This is a genomic window from Ottowia flava (assembly GCF_008017535.1).
GTDB lineage: Bacteria > Pseudomonadota > Gammaproteobacteria > Burkholderiales > Burkholderiaceae_C > Ottowia > Ottowia flava.
On record NZ_VRUA01000019.1, the window covers coordinates 57,345 to 71,046 of the forward strand.

Genomic DNA, 13,702 nt, shown 5'->3' on the forward strand with positions numbered 1-13,702 from the left:
ACGATTTGACTCAAGAATTCATGAAACCAATGCAAGTGGGCCTGATCGGCCTGGGTACCGTGGGTGCTGGCGTTTTCGAGGTGCTTCGACGCAACCAGGAAGAGATCAGTCGGCGGGCAGGTCGCAGTATTGAGGTGCGTGCCGTATCGCGGCGTGACATCGCCAAGGCGCGGGCCATGGTTGGTGGTGCTGCCAGGGTGGAGGAAGATCCTCGCGCGCTCATTCGTGATCCCGAGATTGAGGTGATCGTTGAGTTGATCGGTGGTTATGACCTTTCGCGCGAACTGGTGCTTGAAGCCATCGCCGCCGGCAAGCACGTGGTCACCGCCAACAAGGCGCTGCTGGCCGTGCACGGCACCGAGATCTTTGAGGCCGCCGACAAGAAGGGCGTGATCGTCGCGTTTGAGGCCGCCGTGGCCGGGGGCATCCCGATCATCAAGGCGCTGCGCGAAGGCCTGACCGCCAACCGCATCCAGTGGATCGCCGGCATCATCAACGGCACGACGAACTTCATCCTGAGCGAGATGCGCGACAAGGGCCTGGACTTCGACGTGGTGCTGAAAGAAGCGCAGCGCCTGGGCTATGCCGAGGCCGACCCGACTTTCGACATCGAAGGCGTGGACGCGGCGCACAAGGCGACCATCATGAGCGCCATCGCCTTCGGCATTCCGGTGCAGTTCGACAAGGCCTACGTGGAAGGCATCACGCAGCTGTCGGCCACCGACATCCGCTACGCCGAACAACTGGGCTACCGCATCAAGCTGCTGGGCATCACCAAGCGCCGCGAAGGCGAGGGCGTCGAACTGCGCGTGCACCCCACGCTGGTGCCGGCCAAGCGCCTGCTGGCCAACGTCGAAGGCGCGATGAACGCCGTGGTCGTCAACGGCGACGCCGTCGGCACCACGCTGTACTACGGCAAGGGCGCGGGCAGCGAGCCCACGGCCAGTGCCGTCATCGCCGACCTGGTCGACGTCACGCGCCTGGCCACCAGCGACCCGCAGCACCGCGTGCCGCATCTGGCCTTCCAGCACAGCCAGATGCGCGACGTCAGCGTGCTGCCGATTGACCACGTCGTCACCAGCTACTACCTGCGCCTGCGCGTGGCCGACCAGGCCGGCGTGCTGGCGCGCGTGGCCACCATCCTGGCCGATGCGGGCATCAGCGTGGACGCGCTGCTGCAGCGCGAGGCCGACGAGGTGGGCGGTGAGGGCAGCACCCAGACCGACCTGATCATCCTGACGCACCAGGCGCGCGAAGGCGCGATGAACGCCGCGCAGGAACAGTTGCAGGCGTTGCCCAGCGTGCTGCAGCCGATCGTGCGCATCCGCAAGGAAGAGCTGGCCTGACGCGCGCGCGTCGGCCGGGGCGTTCGCCGTCATGAGCTATTGCGCGTTCGTGAATGGGCTGCCGCCGGGCACCGACGACCCCAACAAGGCCTACCACGACCACGCCTACGGCTTTCCGATCACGGACGACAACGCGCTGTTCGGCCGCCTGCTGCTGGAGATCAACCAGGCGGGCTTGAGCTGGACGTTGATGCTGAAGAAGCAGGCGGCGTTTGAGGCCGCCTACGACAGCTTCGACATCGCCCGTGTCGCCGCTTACACCGAGGCCGAGCGCCAGCGCCTGTTGCAGGACGCGGGCGTCGTGCGCAACCGCCTGAAGGTCAATGCTGCGATCCATAACGCGCAGCAGATCCGGGCGCTGCAGGCCAGCCACGGCAGCTTCAAAAGCTGGCTGGATGCGCACCACCCGCTATCGAAAGACGAGTGGGTCAAGCTCTTCAAGCGCCACTTCAAGTTTGTCGGTGGCGAGATCGTGAACGAATTCCTGATGAGCACCGGCTACCTGCCGGGCGCCCACCAGCCCGATTGCCCGGTGTACGCCCGCGTGCGCGCGGCGCGCCCGCGCTGGGCCGACGACACCCCCAAGTGAGTGTGAGATGAACTACCTGTCCACCCGTGGCGACGCCACGCCGCGCCGCTTTTGCGACATCCTGCTGGAAGGTCTGGCGCCCGATGGCGGCCTGTACCTGCCCGAACACTACCCGCACGTCGACAGCACCATGCTGACGCATTGGCGCAACCTGTACGCGCAGCACGGCTACGCCACGCTGGCGTTCGAGATCCTCAGCCTCTACATCGACGACATCCCTGCGGCCGACCTGAAGGCGATCTGCGAGACGACCTACACCCCCGAAGTCTTCGGCACCTTGGAAATCGTGCCGCTGAAGTCGCTGCAGCCCAAGTTCTACCTGGAAGGCCTGTCCAACGGCCCCACGCTGGCCTTCAAGGACATGGCCATGCAGCTGCTGGGCAACCTGTTCGAATACGAACTGGGCCGTCGCGGCGAGCAGCTCAACATCCTGGGCGCCACCAGTGGCGACACCGGCAGCGCGGCCGAATACGCCATGCGCGGCAAGCAGGGCATCCGCGTCTTCATGCTCAGCCCGCACGGCCGCATGAGTGCCTTCCAGCAGGCGCAGATGTTCAGTCTGCAAGACCCCAACATCCACAACATCGCCATCGAGGGCGTGTTTGACGACTGTCAGGACATCGTCAAGGCCGTCAGCAACGACCTGGGCTTCAAGCGCCGGCACAAGATCGGCACCGTCAACTCGATCAACTGGGCGCGCCTGCTGGCGCAGGTCGTCTATTACTTTGCCGGCTACTTCCAAGCGACTCGCTCGAATGCTGAGCAAGTCAGCTTTGCCGTGCCCAGCGGCAACTTCGGCAACATCTGCGCCGGCCACGTCGCCCGCATGATGGGGCTGCCGATCCGCCAGTTGGTGCTGGCCACGAACGAGAACGACGTGCTGGACGAGTTCTTCCGCACCGGCGTGTACCGCGTGCGCGGCAGCGCCGACACGCACGAGACCAGCAGCCCGTCCATGGACATCAGCAAGGCCAGCAACTTCGAGCGCTTCGTGTTCGACCTGCTCGGCCGCGACGGCGCGCGCACCAAGGCCTTGTTTGAAGACGGCGTCGCCAAGCAAGGCCAGTTCGACCTTAGCCAGGACCCGGCCTTCGCCCAGGCGCGCGAGCGCTTCGGCTTCGTCAGCGGCAAGAGCACGCACGCCGACCGGCTGGCGACCATCCGCGACGTGTACGAGAAATTCGACGTGATGATCGACACCCACACCGCCGACGGCGTGAAGGTGGCGCGTGAACACGCCCAGCCGGGCGAGCCGATGATCGTGCTGGAGACGGCGCTGCCCATCAAGTTTGCCGCGACCATCGTCGAGGCGCTGGGGCGCGAGCCCGACCGCCCGCCCAAGTTCGACGGGATCGAAGCGCTGCCGCGCCGCGTGCGCGTGATGCCTGCGGACGCCGATGGCATCAAGCGCCTCGTCGTGCAGGAATGTGGATGAAATAGGCTCGAACGCCTTGAAGGGCGGGCGCGGCCAGCTATTAAACCAGTAGTACTCTGAGGTGGCACATTGAAGGTGATTGGCTTTGCTGGGTACTCCGGCTCGGGCAAGACCACGTTGGTGGAACGCCTGATCCCCGAGCTGAAGCTGCGCGGCTTGCGCGTGTCCGTGGTCAAGCACGCACACCACAAGTTCGACATCGACCATGAAGGCAAGGACACCTGGCGCCACCGCGAGGCGGGCGCGTTCGAGGTTGTCGTTGCGTCCGACCGGCGCCTGGCTTTGATGCGCGAGTTTGAGGCGCCAGCGCAACTGAGCGTGCACCACCTGATTGCCGAGCTGTACGACGGCGTGGACTGGGTGCTGGTGGAAGGCTTCAAATCGAGTGACCTCCTCAAGATCGAGGTCTGGCGCGGCGCCCACGGCAAAGAGGCGCGTTACGCTGACGACGTGTTCGTCGCCGCGATCGCCACCGACACGCCAGACGCCTTGCCCGAAGCCACACTGCGCCCGGTGCTGGACCTGAACGATCCGCACGCGATTGCCGACTGGATGGTCGCCCACGGCGAGCGCTTCAACTACGACCCTGAGCTTTACTTGCGCAACCATGTCTGACGCCCGCAGCCCTGCCGCCCGCCCGCCCTTGATGTCGCTGGACGACGCGATGCAGCGCCTGATGGCGCACGCCGCACCGCTGGGCCGCACCGAACGCGTCAGCACCTTCGATGCCGATGGCCGCGTGCTGGCGCAGGACGTGGTGTCCGAATTGCAGGTGCCACCCAACGACAACTCGTCCATGGACGGCTACGCCGTGCGCGCCGCTGACGTCACGGCGGCCGGCGTTGAACTGCCCGTGTCGCAACGCATCGCCGCCGGCCATGCGGGCGGCCCGCTGACGCCCGGCACCGCAGCGCGCATTTTCACCGGCGCGCCCATGCCCGCAGGCGCCGATGCGGTCGTGATGCAGGAAGACACCGCCGCGCTGGACGATGGCGCGCGCGTGCGCATCGACGTTGTGCCGGCGCCGGGCCAGTGGGTGCGCACGTCGGGTGAAGACGTGCTACGCGGTGCCACCGTGCTGCAAAAAGGAGAGCGCCTTGCGCCGGCGGGTGTAGGGCTGGCGGCCGGAATCGGCCTGGCCGAGCTCACGGTGGCGGCGCGCCCGCGTGTGGCGCTGTTCTCCACCGGCGACGAGTTGGTCATGCCCGGCCAGGTGCCGCCCGCGGCCATGAAGCCGGGCACCATCTACAACAGCAACCGCTTCTTCCTGCGCGCGCTGCTGCTCCGCCTGGGTTGCGAGGTGACCGATCTGGGCATCGTGCCGGACAACCGCGCGGCCACGCTGGCGGCGCTGCAATCGGCGGCCACCGGCCACGATCTGATCCTGACCAGCGGCGGTGTGTCGGTGGGCGAAGAAGACCACATCAAGCCCGCGGTCGAGCAGCTTGGCCAGCTCGACCTGTGGCAGATCGCCATGAAGCCGGGCAAGCCGTTCGCTTACGGTTCGATTCCGTCGGCGCAAGGCGCCGGCGTCTGCCACTTCATGGGATTGCCCGGCAACCCGGTGTCCAGCTTCGTCACCTTCCTGCTCCTGGTGCGGCCCTTCCTGCTGCGCCTGCAGGGCGCGACCGATACCGGGATGCCCGCGCTGGCCATGCGCGCCGACTTTGCCACCACGCGCCCCGACAAGCGGCGCGAATTCCTGCGCGCGCGACGCAATGCGGATGGCGGCCTCGACCTTTTTGCCAACCAGAGCTCGGGCGTGCTGACCTCTGCGCACTGGGCCGATGGGCTGATTGACCTGCCTGCAGGCCAGACCATTGCGCAAGGCGAGATGGTGTGCTTCATCCCGCTGCGAGAATGGCTGGCATGAAAGTCACGGTGCGCTATTTCGCCTCGATCCGCGAAGCCCTCGGCACGGGATCGGACAGTTTCGACACCTCCGCCACCACCTTGGCGGCCTTGCGCGACGAACTCATCGCCCGCGGCGGGCCACACGCCGAGGCGCTGGCCCGCGGCAGGGCGGTGCGCCTGGCGCTGAACCAGACCATGGCCGACGAAAGCACGGCCCTGGTCGACGGGGCCGAGGTGGCCTTCTTCCCGCCGGTCACAGGCGGCTAGACGCCGTCACCGGCGCCATGCCTCAGCGCAACCACTTGTCGTCGATCGCCTTGAGCGTGCCGCGCTGGCCCAGCAAGTCCCAGGTGAAGTTCATCACCCGCAGGTAGTCCGCGTCGTCGGTGGGCAGCAGGAAGCCGAGCCAGTTGGTGGCGGTCAGCGGTGCGTCCAGAAAGGCGGCGGCTAGGCGCGGATCGGCTTTCGCGTAGTGCAGGGCTTCATAGGTCTCGGTGATCATCGCGTCGCCCTTGCCTTCGGCGATCAGGCCGGGGATCTCGGCGTTCTTGTCGTGCGTGCTGACCTGGGCGCTCTTCAGGTTCTGCAGCACGAAGGCCTCGTTGGTGCCGCCCCGGGTTCTTGATGACGCGCACGCTGGCCTGGTTCAAATCCTGCACGCTGCGGAACTTGGCTTTGTCGGCGGCGCGCACCAGGGCCACTTTGCCAAACGGTGCGTAGCCGGGCAGCATGGCCGCCGCGCGCATGCGCGCCACGTTGCGCGTGATGCCGCCCACGGCCATGTCGAACTTGCCCGCTCTCAGGTCGGCCAGCAGGTTGGGCCAGGTGGTCGGGACGTATTCGACCTTCACGCCCAATTCCTTGGCCATGGCGTCGACGACGTCGATGTCGTGGCCGGCGTAGCCCGCGCCCTCCTTGATGGCAAAGGGCCGGTAGTCGCCCGGCGTGCCGACGCGCAGCACCTTGTTGTCCAACACCTTGTCCAGACGATCGCCCGCCCAGGCGGCGCCAGTCGCGATGAAGGCGGTGGTCAAGGTAGCGCAGCGGCCCACCAAGGCCAAAGTGCGCAGCGCAAAGAAAGATGCCATGGCTTGTCTCCTGAAGAATTGGGCACGCGAGCTTAGCGCGTCGCCGCGGATTCACCCAGCGTTTGGTGGATGGCGATCAGCCGGTCGCGCAGCGCGGCGCTGACCGGGTGCATGGGCGGACGAAGCGTTTCGCCCATCTCGCCCCGATGTGCCAGCAAGGCCTTGAGCGGCGCCGGGTTGGGTTCGGCGAACGCGGCTTCCAGGTAGGGCAGCAGGGGCAGCCACAGCACCTGCGCAGCCACAAGGTCGCCGCGCAGCAACAATTCCACGATATCGACCAAGCGGCGTGTGTGCAGATGGGCCGTTGCGGCGATGGCCCCCGCTCCGCCTTGTGCCACGGTGGCGAACAAGTTTAGGTCTTCACCGGCCAGCACCTGCAGGCGGCCGTCGGCGATCAGTGCCAAAGTCTTCCCGGTGTCGCCACCGCAATCTTTGATGGCGGCGATGTTCGGGTGGGCCGCCAGGGTCAGCAGGGTGTCGCGTGTGAGCGTGGTCCCGGTGCGGTAGGGGATGTCGTACAGGACGAGCGGAGCGGGGCTGGCGTCGGCCAGCGTGGTGAACCAATTGATCGCCCCCGCTTGCGACGGGCGGATGTAGTGCGGCGCCGGCAGCAGCACGCCCGCCAGGGGAAGGCCGCTCAGCGTGCGCAGCCAGGCGCGCACTTCACCCAGGTGGTGGCCGCCGACACCAGCGATCACGGGCAGACCGCCGGCGTGCTGGGCGGCGTCCAACACGGTGCTCAGCACCGCCCGTTGTTCGGCAGCGTCCAGCGCGGCGGCTTCGCCGGTCGAGCCGCAGGCCACGAGGCCACGCACGCCCTCGGCGGCCAAGCGCAACGCCAGGCGGTGGAGCGCGGCGTGGTCAATCTCGCCGTTCGGCTTGAACGGGGTGACCAGGGCGACCCAAAGGCCAGAGAACGGCCCTTGCGCGGACGGGGTGAGCTGGCTCAAAGCCATCGACGCGGGGTGAATAGACATGCGGACATCCTTTCAAAACGCCCTCGCAAGGACGGGTCACGACCGATGGGTGAAGCCATCGCCGTCAGAAGGTGCAACGGATGCCGGGAAACGAAAAGAGGGGGAAGAGAGGCCTGGCGCTGCCGTCGCTCATCTGACGACGGAGGCCGCGGCTCCGGTCAGATGAGCTGCGGTTTCTTGGCCTGTTTGGCGCCGGCACGTGCCACGACCGACGTGCGTGCGGCACGCTGGCAGGTCGGAGGCAGGGCGACAAACATTCGGCCATTCTAGGGGTCGCCGGGGGCGGGCAGAAGCGTCGCGTGCCGCTGCGTCGTGCCCCCGCCACAAGCGGCGAGCCGCGCCATCGGACGCGTTCGCTGGCGAAGGGTGCCTACGACCCGATCGGCGCTTCGGGCAACCGTGGGGCCGGCCAGTTCAGCAATTCGGCCAGGCGCGTCGCCACCCAGTGCCCCTCTGGCAGCGTGAAGCCGGATTCGGGCGTGATCAGCGCGGCCAGCATCCGATCCAGAATTTCTTCTTCCGACGGCACGGCTGCACCGTGGTGCAGGCCTTGCGCTTGCTCCACCAGGTGGTTGGCCAGGTCTTCGCACAGTTCGTAGCGGTCCGCGACCTCGGCAGCGGGCACGGTCAGACGGCCGCGCGCGTCGCTGAACAGCGCGATGAAGGATGGCGGAACGTAGATCTGGTTGTCGGGTTGCATGGCGGCGCGCGCTGCTGGGCGGTGAATGGCTGAGAATACCCGCATGAGCCAGCCCAACGTGGTCATCCAGACCAAGGATTTCGATGTGTCCAGCGAGATCGCCGCCCTGCGTGCGGGCGATGGGCGCGTCGGTGCCGTGTGCAGCTTTATCGGCACCGTGCGCGACCGCAACGGCCCCGCGGCGGCCGGCAGCGTGCGGGCGATGGAGCTGGAGCACTACCCCGGCATGACCGAAAAGGCGATCGCCCAGATGATCGACGCGGCGCTCCAGCGCTTTGACATCCTGGGCGCGCGCGTCATCCACCGTGTGGGTGTGCTGCAGCCGCAGGACCAGATCGTGCTGGTCGTCGTCAGCTCGGCCCACCGCGGCGAATCGTTCCAGGCTTGCGAATTCCTGATGGACTACCTCAAGACCCAGGCGCCGTTCTGGAAGAAGGAAACCACGCCCGACGGCGCGCACTGGGTCGACGCGCGCGTGCAAGACGACGCGGCGCTGGCGCGCTGGGGCATTGACGCAGGCAACGCGCAGTAGGACGCCTCAGGGCGCCAGCTGGCTGGTTTCCGCCAGCGCAGCCGCTTCGGCCGAGCAGTCGGCGGCGTTGGGCACGGTGCCGGCTTGGCGCGCCTTGGCGACCTCGTTGCGCGCTGCGGCCAGTTGGGCGCGGTAGTCGGCGTTGCTGTGCAGGCGGGCGACGGTCGCGGCGCCGACCAGCCAACCGGCCTGGATGTCGCTTTGCCAATGCACGCCGCAGACCGAGCGGCTTTGGCCGAAGGCTCGGCCGCGCTGCAGGATTTCATTGGCGCGCTCCGGCGCGACTTCGGCCAGGCTCAGCGCCCAGGCCCAGCCCAGCGAGGCGTGGCCCGACGGGTAGGAGCCGTCTTTCGACAGCTTGGCTTCTTCATCCGGCGTGCAGGTCGGGTGCTTCAGCGCGACGAAGGGGCGGGTGCGGTTGTAGTGGTTCTTGGCCTTGTACGTGGCCAGGCCCGCGTCGGTGAGCGTGCGGCGCGGCAGCATGTTCAGGTGGGGCGTGTCGGCTTCGGACACGCGCACGCCCAGGGCGCACGAGAACGTGCTGGCGGCGTCCGGGAAGCGCAGCTGCGCGTCCTTGCGCGCCTGCGCGCCGCGGGGCCCCGGCACCAGCGCGGCTAGGCGGCGCGCGGTGGCCACATCAGCGGCGTACGCCGGTGAATCCGCCGCGGGGGGCGCGGGCACCAGGGCCAGGCTGTCGGGCGCTTCCCCGGCGGCCAGGTAGCCCTTGAGCAGGCCCGAGCCCGCACGGTATTCGCCGACCTCGTCGGCCCGCACGGACGGTGTGGCGGTAGTGGACGGCGTGCTGGCGCAGGCGCCGAGCAGGGCGGCGCAGCAGGCCAGTGCCCAGGTTGCGTGGCGTTTCATGGGGTCTCCTCCTTCGTTGGGGTGTGCGCTGCGGTCATTCCAGGCAGCGCCATGCAGTGTAGGTATGCGCAGGACCTGCACCATTCGCTTGCGTGACAGGCCGCCGAGCGGTGGAAGGGGCCGGCGGCCCATGCGCAGCGCGGCGGCAGAATCGGCGCCATGTCATGGAATTGCAATGGCGGGGCCCGAGTCGCCCTGCGGGCCGCGCGCACGGGCGCAATGGGGCTGGTGCTGGTGTTGGCAGCGATGTCAGGGGCGCAGGCGCAGTCGGGTGAGGCGCCGTCAGCGCAGGCGGGCACGCCGGCTTGGGCGGCGACGGTCACTTACGTGGTCGATGGCGATTCGATCTGGGTGCGTTCGGCCGAGCGTGGCGCGCGCGTCAAGCTGCGCCTGTTGGGCATCGACGCGCCGGAGGTGTGCCAGTCGCTCGGGCCCGAGGCGCGCCAGGCGCTGCAGCGGATGGCGCTGAACCAGCGCGTGCGCGTGGCCGTGCGGGGGCGCGACCGCTATGGCCGCGCGCTGGCCACGGTGGTGCGCGCGCAGGACGGCGCGGACCTGGCGCAGACGATGGTGCGCGCGGGCTGGGCCTGGGCCGATGCGTTCAGCTGGCACCGGGCAGCGTACGCCGCCGACGAGGCCAGCGCGCGCGACGGGCGGCGCGGTGTCTTCGCCCAGGCAACGGCCGAGCGGCCGTCCGACTTTCGCCGGCGCCATGGCCCGTGCGTGCCAGCCAAGCGCTAGATGACTATCAAAACAGTAGCTGCGCGCGCATATGGTTCTAGGGCTACAGGCCAATTTCACTTGAATTCGCCAAGAAAACACCGAACAGCCCAGCAGATCGCTCAAGTTTTGGCTTGAACCCCCCTGGGTGAACCCTATATGCTGAGGATTCGGAGGTTTTCATGCGTCTTGACAAACTCACCACCAAATTCCAAGAAGCCCTGAGCGACGCGCAATCGCTGGCACTGGGCAACGACAACGCCTACATCGAACCCGTGCACTTGCTGGCCGCCATGCTGCGCCAGCCCGACGGCCCCAAGTCCCTGCTGCAACGCGCCGGCGTCAACGTCGGCAAGCTGTCGCAAGAAGCCGAAGCCGCCATCAAACGCCTGCCCAGCGTGGAAGGGCAAGAGCAGGTCCAGCCCGGGCCTGAGCTGATCAAGCTGTTGCAGGCGACCGAAAAAGAATCCATCAAGCGCGGCGACCAGTTCGTGCCCAGCGAGATGTTCCTGCTGGCACTGGCCGACGCCAAGGGCGAGCCCGGCCGCATCGCCAAGGAAGCGGGGCTGACGCGCAAGTCGCTCGAAGCCGCCATTGACGCCGTACGAGGAGGGCAAACCATGGATTCCGCAGACGGCGAAAGCCAACGCGAAGCGCTCAAAAAATACACGCTGGACCTGACCGAGCGCGCGCGCATTGGCAAGCTCGATCCGGTCATCGGCCGCGACGACGAGATTCGCCGCGCCATCCAGGTGCTGCAGCGCCGCAGCAAGAACAACCCGGTGCTGATCGGCGAGCCCGGCGTGGGCAAGACCGCCATCGTCGAAGGCCTGGCGCAACGCATCGTGGCCGGCGAAGTGCCCGACACGCTGCGCGACAAGCAGGTGCTCAGCCTGGACATGGCGGGCCTGCTGGCCGGCGCCAAGTACCGCGGCGAATTCGAAGAACGCCTGAAGGCCGTGTTGAAGGAAGTGTCCCAGGAAGAGGGCCGCATCATCCTCTTCATCGACGAGATCCACACCATGGTGGGCGCTGGCAAGGCCGAAGGCGCCATCGACGCGGGCAACATGCTCAAGCCCGCCCTGGCGCGCGGCGAACTGCACTGCATCGGCGCGACCACGCTGGACGAATACCGCAAGTACATCGAGAAAGACGCGGCGCTGGAGCGGCGCTTTCAGAAAGTGCTGGTCGGCGAGCCGAGTGTGGAAGACACCATCGCCATCCTGCGCGGCCTGCAGGAAAAATACGAAGTGCACCACGGCGTGGACATCACCGACCCGGCCATCGTCGCCGCGGCCGAGCTGTCGGCGCGCTACATCACCGACCGCTTCCTGCCCGACAAGGCGATCGATTTGATCGACGAAGCCGCGGCCAAGATCAAGATCGAGATCGACTCCAAGCCCGAGTCGATGGACAAGCTCGATCGCCGCATCATCCAGCTGAAGATCGAGCGCGAGGCCGTCAAGCGCGAGACCGATGAGGCGTCCAAAAAACGCCTGGGCCTGATCGAAGACGACCTGAAGTCGCTCGAAAAGGAATACGCCGATCTGGACGAAATCTGGAAGGCCGAAAAGGCCAACGCCCAGGGCAGCGAGCAACTGCGCAAGGAGATCGATCAGGTCAAGTTCCAGATCCAGGAAGCCACGCGCAAAGGCGACTTCAACCAGGTCGCCGAGCTGCAGTACGGCAAGCTGCCGACGATGGAAAAGCAGCTGAAGGAAGCGCAGGCCACCGAAGCCACGCGCGAAAAGAAAACCCCGCAGCTGCTGCGTACACAGGTCGGTGCCGAGGAAATCGCCGAAGTCGTGTCGCGCGCCACCGGCATCCCGGTCAGCAAGATGATGCAGGGCGAGCGTGACAAGCTGCTGCACATGGAAAGCGCGCTGCACAAGCGCGTGGTCGGCCAGAACGAGGCGATTTCGGCCGTGGCCAACGCCATCCGCCGCTCGCGCTCGGGCCTGTCGGACCCGAACCGCCCGCTGGGCAGCTTTCTGTTCCTCGGCCCGACGGGCGTGGGCAAGACCGAGCTGACCAAGGCGCTGGCGGGCTTCCTGTTCGACAGCGAGGAGCACCTGATCCGCGTCGACATGTCCGAGTTCATGGAAAAGCATTCGGTCGCCCGCCTGATCGGCGCGCCGCCCGGCTACGTGGGCTACGACGAAGGCGGTTACCTGACCGAGGCCGTGCGCCGCAAGCCTTACAGCGTGATCCTGCTGGACGAGGTGGAAAAGGCGCACCCGGACGTCTTCAACGTGCTGCTGCAGGTGCTGGACGACGGCCGCCTGACCGATGGCCAGGGCCGCACGGTGGACTTCAAGAACACCGTGATCATCATGACCAGCAACATCGGCAGCCCGATGATCCAGAGCATGGCGGGGCAGCCGTACGAAGAAGTCAAGGAAGCCGTGTTTGGCGAGCTGAAGAACCACTTCCGCCCCGAGTTCCTGAACCGCATCGACGAGATCGTCGTCTTCCACGGCCTGGACGCCACGCAGATCGGCGAGATCGCCAAGATCCAGCTGCACGTGCTGAGCCAGCGCCTGGCCAAGATGGAGCTGCACCTGAACGTGAGCGAACAGGCCCTGGGCGAGCTGGCCAAGGTCGGCTTCGATCCGGTGTTTGGTGCGCGCCCGCTCAAGCGCGCGATCCAGCAGCGCATCGAGAACCCGCTGTCCAAGCTGCTGCTGGAAGGAAAGTTCCCGCCCAAGACGGACATCGAAGTCACGGTGGACCCGATCAAGAACCCGGGCGTGTTTGCGTTCAATGGCTTGACGGCCTGAGCGCGGTCGCAAGACTGAGCCGCTCGACCTTTCGGGGTCGGGCGGTTTTTTTGTGCCTGCGCGTCAAGGAGTGCGCGGGGCGGGTCGGTCAGTGCAGGGCTTGGTCTGGCGTGCACACAGACGGTGCGTGGCGATGCGTTGAGGTCGGGTATCCCCAGCCTTCACCGTCTACCTTTGGCGTTCGGACCGTCCAGCGAAGCCAGAAATGCCACGGCTTCTCTTGATCTGCCATAACGCCGCGCTTCTTCCAGCGGCGTGCCGCGATGGTCGACCTCGGTCCGGCTCGATAGATCGGCGCCGTGCCGTACCAGGATGCGCAGCGCCTGCACATCGTCGCGCACGGCCGCCATGTGGGCAGGTGCCCAGCCGCTCACTCCTTTCGCGTTGACCTGGGCGCCGGCCGCCAACAGTATGTCCAGCAGTTCATACCGCGCCGGCTGTGCACGCTTGAGGGCGCTATGCAAAGGCGTGTAGCCCTCATCGTCCTGAAAGTGCAAGTCGATGCCGCGCGTCAGCATCCAGCGGACCGACGCGACCGAGCCGCAGTCGGTGGCGTTGGTGATCCAGTGGCGGCCCACGAAGGCGTCAACTCCGTGGGGAAACCTGTCCACCAGTTCTTCCAGCGCTTGCCACTGTGCCTCATCGCCCGACGCCAGCATGTCAATCAAGTAGTCGTAATCGCGGGCTTCGTCAGAGGAAAGGCATGGCGGGATTTCGGTGTCTTGGCGTGGTCGGAAAAAGAAGGGCGGCCTCAACTCTGAAGTGCAACCCCATCAGAATTGAGGCGCCTATGACCAAGACAAGCTACGAGCAGATC

Annotated in this window: 13 protein-coding genes and 1 pseudogene; 9 read left to right on the forward strand and 5 right to left on the reverse strand. The window is 66.8% G+C overall.

All coding sequences use genetic code 11. The features are described 5' to 3' along the window. Positions 1–20: 20 nt before the first annotated feature. The 6 genes from FVQ98_RS16165 to moaD all read left to right on the forward strand — a co-directional run bounded on the left by FVQ98_RS16165 (position 21) and on the right by moaD (position 5,491). The gene (locus tag FVQ98_RS16165; protein ID WP_147914486.1) at positions 21–1,346 is read left to right on the forward strand and encodes a homoserine dehydrogenase; all 1,326 of its coding nucleotides are present in this window, start codon (positions 21–23) and stop codon (positions 1,344–1,346) included. A gap of 31 nt (positions 1,347–1,377) precedes the next feature. Further along, positions 1,378–1,935 carry a DNA-3-methyladenine glycosylase I gene (locus FVQ98_RS16170; protein ID WP_147914487.1) on the forward strand — a complete coding sequence of 186 codons (558 nt, stop codon included), beginning with the start codon at positions 1,378–1,380 and terminating at the stop codon, positions 1,933–1,935. 7 nt (positions 1,936–1,942) lie between these two features. Then, complete coding sequence (thrC, locus tag FVQ98_RS16175; RefSeq protein ID WP_147914488.1) at positions 1,943–3,370, forward strand: threonine synthase; 1,428 nt, start codon at positions 1,943–1,945, stop codon at positions 3,368–3,370. 69 nt (positions 3,371–3,439) lie between these two features. Beyond that, positions 3,440–3,985, forward strand: a complete 546-nt coding sequence (mobB, locus tag FVQ98_RS16180; RefSeq protein WP_147914489.1) for a molybdopterin-guanine dinucleotide biosynthesis protein B — start codon at positions 3,440–3,442, stop codon at positions 3,983–3,985. After that, complete coding sequence (locus FVQ98_RS16185; protein ID WP_147914490.1) at positions 3,978–5,243, forward strand: molybdopterin molybdotransferase MoeA; 1,266 nt, start codon at positions 3,978–3,980, stop codon at positions 5,241–5,243. The genes mobB and FVQ98_RS16185 overlap by 8 nt, the downstream gene beginning before the upstream one ends. After that, the gene (moaD, locus tag FVQ98_RS16190; protein ID WP_147914491.1) at positions 5,240–5,491 is read left to right on the forward strand and encodes a molybdopterin converting factor subunit 1; all 252 of its coding nucleotides are present in this window, start codon (positions 5,240–5,242) and stop codon (positions 5,489–5,491) included. The genes FVQ98_RS16185 and moaD overlap by 4 nt, the downstream gene beginning before the upstream one ends. A 22-nt stretch (positions 5,492–5,513) precedes the next feature. Here the strand turns inward: moaD and FVQ98_RS16195 are convergent. From FVQ98_RS16195 to FVQ98_RS16205, 3 genes and pseudogenes are all read right to left on the reverse strand, one after another. Beyond that, positions 5,514–6,312, reverse strand: a pseudogene (locus tag FVQ98_RS16195) (transporter substrate-binding domain-containing protein). Positions 6,313–6,344: 32 nt separating this feature from the next. Then, the gene (dapA, locus tag FVQ98_RS16200; RefSeq protein ID WP_255507825.1) at positions 6,345–7,289 is read right to left on the reverse strand and encodes a 4-hydroxy-tetrahydrodipicolinate synthase; all 945 of its coding nucleotides are present in this window, start codon (positions 7,287–7,289) and stop codon (positions 6,345–6,347) included. Between the two features lie 370 nt (positions 7,290–7,659). After that, positions 7,660–7,989, reverse strand: a complete 330-nt coding sequence (locus FVQ98_RS16205; RefSeq protein WP_147914492.1) for a hypothetical protein — start codon at positions 7,987–7,989, stop codon at positions 7,660–7,662. A 43-nt stretch (positions 7,990–8,032) separates the two neighbouring features. Here FVQ98_RS16205 and FVQ98_RS16210 point away from each other — a divergent pair, with 43 nt between their 5' ends. After that, positions 8,033–8,521, forward strand: coding sequence for a molybdenum cofactor biosynthesis protein MoaE (locus FVQ98_RS16210; protein WP_147914493.1), 489 nt, complete (start codon positions 8,033–8,035; stop codon positions 8,519–8,521). A gap of 6 nt (positions 8,522–8,527) precedes the next feature. Here the strand turns inward: FVQ98_RS16210 and FVQ98_RS16215 are convergent, their stop codons facing one another. Continuing rightward, positions 8,528–9,385, reverse strand: coding sequence for an acid phosphatase (locus FVQ98_RS16215; protein WP_147914494.1), 858 nt, complete (start codon positions 9,383–9,385; stop codon positions 8,528–8,530). A 159-nt stretch (positions 9,386–9,544) separates the two neighbouring features. Between FVQ98_RS16215 and FVQ98_RS16220 the strand changes: the two genes are divergently transcribed. Further along, the gene (locus tag FVQ98_RS16220; protein WP_147914495.1) at positions 9,545–10,126 is read left to right on the forward strand and encodes a thermonuclease family protein; all 582 of its coding nucleotides are present in this window, start codon (positions 9,545–9,547) and stop codon (positions 10,124–10,126) included. 161 nt (positions 10,127–10,287) lie between these two features. After that, positions 10,288–12,885 carry an ATP-dependent chaperone ClpB gene (gene clpB, locus FVQ98_RS16225; protein WP_147914496.1) on the forward strand — a complete coding sequence of 866 codons (2,598 nt, stop codon included), beginning with the start codon at positions 10,288–10,290 and terminating at the stop codon, positions 12,883–12,885. 161 nt (positions 12,886–13,046) lie between these two features. Here the strand turns inward: clpB and FVQ98_RS16230 are convergent, their stop codons facing one another. Further along, the gene (locus FVQ98_RS16230; protein WP_255507827.1) at positions 13,047–13,544 is read right to left on the reverse strand and encodes an ankyrin repeat domain-containing protein; all 498 of its coding nucleotides are present in this window, start codon (positions 13,542–13,544) and stop codon (positions 13,047–13,049) included. Between the last annotated feature and the right edge of the window lie 158 nt (positions 13,545–13,702).

What these genes read in the sequence shown, in the direction of transcription:
- FVQ98_RS16165 (WP_147914486.1), top strand. Translation starts at nt 21, where the DNA reads ATGAAACCAATGCAAGTGGGCCTGATCGGCCTGGGTACCGTGGGTGCT.
- FVQ98_RS16170 (WP_147914487.1), top strand. Translation starts at nt 1,378, where the DNA reads ATGAGCTATTGCGCGTTCGTGAATGGGCTGCCGCCGGGCACCGACGAC.
- thrC (WP_147914488.1), top strand. Translation starts at nt 1,943, where the DNA reads ATGAACTACCTGTCCACCCGTGGCGACGCCACGCCGCGCCGCTTTTGC.
- FVQ98_RS16185 (WP_147914490.1), top strand. Translation starts at nt 3,978, where the DNA reads ATGTCTGACGCCCGCAGCCCTGCCGCCCGCCCGCCCTTGATGTCGCTG.
- moaD (WP_147914491.1), top strand. Translation starts at nt 5,240, where the DNA reads ATGAAAGTCACGGTGCGCTATTTCGCCTCGATCCGCGAAGCCCTCGGC.
- dapA (WP_255507825.1), bottom strand. Translation starts at nt 7,289, where the DNA reads ATGTCTATTCACCCCGCGTCGATGGCTTTGAGCCAGCTCACCCCGTCC.
- FVQ98_RS16205 (WP_147914492.1), bottom strand. Translation starts at nt 7,989, where the DNA reads ATGCAACCCGACAACCAGATCTACGTTCCGCCATCCTTCATCGCGCTG.
- FVQ98_RS16210 (WP_147914493.1), top strand. Translation starts at nt 8,033, where the DNA reads ATGAGCCAGCCCAACGTGGTCATCCAGACCAAGGATTTCGATGTGTCC.
- FVQ98_RS16215 (WP_147914494.1), bottom strand. Translation starts at nt 9,385, where the DNA reads ATGAAACGCCACGCAACCTGGGCACTGGCCTGCTGCGCCGCCCTGCTC.
- FVQ98_RS16220 (WP_147914495.1), top strand. Translation starts at nt 9,545, where the DNA reads ATGTCATGGAATTGCAATGGCGGGGCCCGAGTCGCCCTGCGGGCCGCG.
- clpB (WP_147914496.1), top strand. Translation starts at nt 10,288, where the DNA reads ATGCGTCTTGACAAACTCACCACCAAATTCCAAGAAGCCCTGAGCGAC.
- FVQ98_RS16230 (WP_255507827.1), bottom strand. Translation starts at nt 13,544, where the DNA reads ATGCTGGCGTCGGGCGATGAGGCACAGTGGCAAGCGCTGGAAGAACTG.